This window comes from Microbacterium sp. AG790, from assembly GCF_003634765.1.
Taxonomy (GTDB): Bacteria; Actinomycetota; Actinomycetes; order Actinomycetales; family Microbacteriaceae; genus Microbacterium.
The window spans coordinates 1-5701 of sequence record NZ_RBWZ01000003.1 but is presented as its reverse complement, the minus strand read 5'-3'; the positions used below and the strand labels follow the sequence as shown (position 1 = coordinate 5701).

At 54.7% G+C, this 5701-nt stretch carries 3 rRNA genes; all 3 read right to left on the bottom strand.

Going from position 1 to position 5701, the window contains the following annotated elements:
* Positions 1-55 precede the first annotated feature (55 nt).
* A 5S ribosomal RNA gene (rrf, locus tag DEU37_RS00585) occupies positions 56-172 on the bottom strand.
* 108 nt (positions 173-280) lie between these two features.
* Positions 281-3387: ribosomal RNA gene (locus DEU37_RS00580) — 23S ribosomal RNA — on the bottom strand.
* A gap of 386 nt (positions 3388-3773) precedes the next feature.
* Positions 3774-5296: ribosomal RNA gene (locus tag DEU37_RS00575) — 16S ribosomal RNA — on the bottom strand.
* The 16S, 23S and 5S rRNA genes sit together here, the layout of an rRNA operon.
* Between the last annotated feature and the right edge of the window lie 405 nt (positions 5297-5701).

The window sequence follows — 5701 nt, the reverse complement described above, 5'->3', positions numbered from 1 at the left end:
GTCGTGTTAACGGGAAATGGCCACCCAGCGTTGGGTGGCCATTTCCTGAAAAGAAGTCCGGCGGTGTCCTACTCTCCCACAGGGTCCCCCCTGCAGTACCATCGGCGCTGTGAGGCTTAGCTTCCGGGTTCGGAATGTAACCGGGCGTTTCCCTCACGCTATGGCCGCCGAAACACTATTGATGTTTCATCAAGCACACAACAATCAACGAATGATGTTTGTGTGTGTTCTCGACCGTACATCGAGAACCACTCAGTGGACGCAAGCACCAAAACGGTGTGTTATCAAGTCATCGGCCTATTAGTACCGGTCAGCTTCACGTGTTGCCACGCTTCCACATCCGGCCTATCAACCCAGTAGTCTGGCTGGGAGCCTCTCACCCGAAGGTATGGAAATCTCATCTTGAGGCCGGCTTCCCGCTTAGATGCTTTCAGCGGTTATCCATCCCGAACGTAGCTAACCAGCGGTGCTCCTGGCGGAACAACTGGCACACCAGAGGTTCGTCCAACCCGGTCCTCTCGTACTAGGGTCAGATCCTCTCAAATTTCCTACGCGCGCAGCGGATAGGGACCGAACTGTCTCACGACGTTCTAAACCCAGCTCGCGTACCGCTTTAATGGGCGAACAGCCCAACCCTTGGGACCTACTCCAGCCCCAGGATGCGACGAGCCGACATCGAGGTGCCAAACCATGCCGTCGATATGGACTCTTGGGCAAGATCAGCCTGTTATCCCCGAGGTACCTTTTATCCGTTGAGCGACAGCGCTTCCACAAGCCACTGCCGGATCACTAGTCCCGACTTTCGTCCCTGCTCGACCTGTCAGTCTCACAGTCAAGCTCCCTTGTGCACTTACACTCGCCACCTGATTGCCAACCAGGTTGAGGGAACCTTTGGGCGCCTCCGTTACTTTTTGGGAGGCAACCGCCCCAGTTAAACTACCCACCAGGCACTGTCCCTGAACCGGATTACGGTTCGAAGTTAGATATCCAGAGTGACCAGAGTGGTATTTCAACAATGACTCCACGGTAACTAGCGTCACCGCTTCACAGTCTCCCACCTATCCTACACAAGCCACACCGAACACCAATACCAAGCTGTAGTAAAGGTCACGGGGTCTTTCCGTCCTGCTGCGCGTAACGAGCATCTTTACTCGTAGTGCAATTTCGCCGAGTTCGCGGTTGAGACAGTTGGGAAGTCGTTACGCCATTCGTGCAGGTCGGAACTTACCCGACAAGGAATTTCGCTACCTTAGGATGGTTATAGTTACCACCGCCGTTTACTGGGGCTTAAATTCTCAGCTTCGCCTTGCGGCTAACCGGTCCTCTTAACCTTCCAGCACCGGGCAGGCGTCAGTCCGTATACATCGTCTTGCGACTTGGCACGGACCTGTGTTTTTAATAAACAGTCGCTACCCACTAGTCTCTGCGGCCACCACACCCTTTTTGAGGCAAGCTCATATAAGCGGATGGCCCCCCTTCTCCCGAAGTTACGGGGGCATTTTGCCGAGTTCCTTAACCACGATTCTCTCGATCTCCTTGGTATTCTCTACCTGACCACCTGAGTCGGTTTGGGGTACGGGCAGCTAGAACCTCGCGTCGATGCTTTTCTTGGCAGCATAGGATCACCCACTTTTTATCCGCATCGTGTCTCAGCCTTAACGAGTCACGGATTTGCCTATGACTCGGCCTACGCACTTGCACCAGGACAACCATCGCCTGGCTTGGGCTACCTTCCTGCGTCACACCTGTTAATACGCTAACCGCACCAGCATGGGGTCGTGCGCTAGCCCTGAAGCTCTCACCCCGAAGGGATCGATACGACAGGATTCGGGCACTTAGCACCACTGGATTAGCTTGGGCGGTTCTTCGCCGGTACGGGAATATCAACCCGTTGTCCATCGACTACGCCTGTCGGCCTCGCCTTAGGTCCCGACTTACCCAGGGAAGATTAGCTTGACCCTGGAACCCTTGGTCTTTCGGAGGACGTGTTTCTCACACGTCTTTCGCTACTCATGCCTGCATTCTCACTCGTGTAGCCTCCACGGCTGGTTCACACCGCCGCTTCGCTGGCCACACGACGCTCTCCTACCCATCAACACGGCTGGACCACGAAGGCCTACCAAAAATGTCAATGCCACAACTTCGGTGGCGTGCTTGAGCCCCGTTACATTGTCGGCGCGGAATCACTTGACCAGTGAGCTATTACGCACTCTTTCAAGGGTGGCTGCTTCTAAGCCAACCTCCTGGTTGTCAAGGCAACTCCACATCCTTTCCCACTTAGCACGCGCTTTGGGACCTTAGTTGGTGGTCTGGGTTGTTTCCCTCTCGACTATGAAGCTTATCCCCCACAGTCTCACTGCTGCGCTCTCACTTACCGGCATTCGGAGTTTGGCTGACGTCAGTAACCTTGTAGGGCCCATCGGCCATCCAGTAGCTCTACCTCCGGCAAGAAACACGCAACGCTGCACCTAAATGCATTTCGGAGAGAACCAGCTATCACGAAGTTTGATTGGCCTTTCACCCCTATCCACAGCTCATCCCCTCAGTTTTCAACCTAAGTGGGTTCGGCCCTCCACGACGTCTTACCGTCGCTTCAGCCTGGCCATGGATAGATCACTTCGCTTCGGGTCTAGGACACGCGACTGAATCGCCCTATTCAGACTCGCTTTCGCTACGGCTACCCCACACGGGTTAACCTCGCCACGTATCGCTAACTCGCAGGCTCATTCTTCAAAAGGCACGCTGTCACCCCTACTAAGGAGGCTCCAACGGTTTGTAAGCAAACGGTTTCAGGTACTATTTCACTCCCCTCCCGGGGTACTTTTCACCTTTCCCTCACGGTACTTGTCCGCTATCGGTCATCTGGGAGTATTTAGGCTTATCAGGTGGTCCTGACAGATTCACACGGGATTTCTCGGGCCCCGTGCTACTTGGGATACTCTTCGCGCCAAGAGAAGCATTTCGACTACGGGGTTCGCACCCTCTATGACCCGCCTTTCAATGCGGTTCGTCTATACCTTCTTGTAACGCCGACACATCGGCAGACATGTCTGAAAAGTCCCACAACCCCCAACGTGCAACGCCTGCCGGCTATCACACACGCTAGGTTTAGCCTGTTCCGGTTTCGCTCGCCACTACTAACGGAATCGCGGTTGCTTTCTCTTCCTGTGGGTACTGAGATGTTTCACTTCCCCACGTTCCCTCTACCCGCCCTATATATTCAGGCGGGAGTCACCAGGTACGCACGCGCCCTGGCGGGGTTTCCCCATTCGGACACCCTCGGATCAAAACTTGCTTATCAGTTCCCCGAGGCTTATCGCAGATTGCTACGTCCTTCTTCGGCTCCAGATGCCAAGGCATCCACCGTTTGCTCTTAAAGACTTGAAATCACATGAGTTTGAATCGTCAAAAAAATTGACTAATGATCTTTAAGATCATCTTCACGAGATGAAAAATCATCTCGAAGATGCTCGCGTCCACTGTGTAGTTCTCAAAGTACGGGCGGTACCCTCCCCGCACCAGCACCAGCCGGCAACAGAAAGAGTCCTGAGGTTCGTCTGCTCCCCATCCGAAGATGAGAGCGCATCCGGTCCCTCAGGACCCAACAGCGTGCATGTGCCGACTCAATCACCCCCAGCTTTCCCAACCCGAAGGCCGTACTCACCAGAGACTCAATCCCCGACACCCCATCAAATGTTCCACCCATGAGCTCCCTGCAGAGACATTCGCTCTGATCAGGGCTCTGTCACTCCGAAGAGCGCAGTGCTCCTTAGAAAGGAGGTGATCCAGCCGCACCTTCCGGTACGGCTACCTTGTTACGACTTAGTCCTAATTACCGATCCCACCTTCGACGGCTCCCTCCACAAGGGTTGGGCCACCGGCTTCAGGTGTTACCGACTTTCATGACTTGACGGGCGGTGTGTACAAGACCCGGGAACGTATTCACCGCAGCGTTGCTGATCTGCGATTACTAGCGACTCCGACTTCATGAGGTCGAGTTGCAGACCTCAATCCGAACTGGGACCGGCTTTTTGGGATTCGCTCCACCTTACGGTATTGCAGCCCTTTGTACCGGCCATTGTAGCATGCGTGAAGCCCAAGACATAAGGGGCATGATGATTTGACGTCATCCCCACCTTCCTCCGAGTTGACCCCGGCAGTATCCCATGAGTTCCCACCATTACGTGCTGGCAACATAGAACGAGGGTTGCGCTCGTTGCGGGACTTAACCCAACATCTCACGACACGAGCTGACGACAACCATGCACCACCTGTTTACGAGTGTCCAAAGAGTTCTACATTTCTGCAGCGTTCTCGTATATGTCAAGCCTTGGTAAGGTTCTTCGCGTTGCATCGAATTAATCCGCATGCTCCGCCGCTTGTGCGGGTCCCCGTCAATTCCTTTGAGTTTTAGCCTTGCGGCCGTACTCCCCAGGCGGGGAACTTAATGCGTTAGCTGCGTCACGGAATCCGTGGAATGGACCCCACAACTAGTTCCCAACGTTTACGGGGTGGACTACCAGGGTATCTAAGCCTGTTTGCTCCCCACCCTTTCGCTCCTCAGCGTCAGTTACGGCCCAGAGATCTGCCTTCGCCATCGGTGTTCCTCCTGATATCTGCGCATTCCACCGCTACACCAGGAATTCCAATCTCCCCTACCGCACTCTAGTCTGCCCGTACCCACTGCAGACCCGAGGTTGAGCCTCGGGATTTCACAGCAGACGCGACAAACCGCCTACGAGCTCTTTACGCCCAATAATTCCGGATAACGCTTGCGCCCTACGTATTACCGCGGCTGCTGGCACGTAGTTAGCCGGCGCTTTTTCTGCAGGTACCGTCACTTTCGCTTCTTCCCTGCTAAAAGAGGTTTACAACCCGAAGGCCGTCATCCCTCACGCGGCGTTGCTGCATCAGGCTTGCGCCCATTGTGCAATATTCCCCACTGCTGCCTCCCGTAGGAGTCTGGGCCGTGTCTCAGTCCCAGTGTGGCCGGTCACCCTCTCAGGCCGGCTACCCGTCGACGCCTTGGTGAGCCATTACCTCACCAACAAGCTGATAGGCCGCGAGCTCATCCCTGACCAAAAAATCTTTCCAACCGTTGAAGATGCCTCCACGGTTCGTATCCAGTATTAGACGCCGTTTCCAGCGCTTATCCCAGAGTCAGGGGCAGATTGCTCACGTGTTACTCACCCGTTCGCCACTGATCCACCCAGCAAGCTGGGCTTCACCGTTCGACTTGCATGTGTTAAGCACGCCGCCAGCGTTCATCCTGAGCCAGGATCAAACTCTCCAAAAAGAAAAAATGCATACACCATCGGGAAAACGACAATGCAGCGAGTTTGAACTGACCAAAAGGATGCCATCACTGACAATCCATAATGCCGACACCAAAGTGCCGGACTTGATCCAAAGGAATCTCACCCCACCAAAAGGCAGGGACGAGGTAATTTGGCATTTGACAAGTGCACGCTGTTGAGTTCTCAAGGATCGGACGCTCCCGCAGCTCAGCCTTCCAGCCTCGCCCGCAGGGCAACTTCACAATCTTATCCATCTCGCTCCGCATGTCAAATCCGCGCTTCGGGATCTCAGATCCACAGTGGCAACCGGCGACAACAGCTACGAGAGAATACCCATCCTAGACCAGAAGTCCTCTTCTCTCTACCGAGAGGTTCGGGACGGGATTTCGTTCTCCACTTGAGGG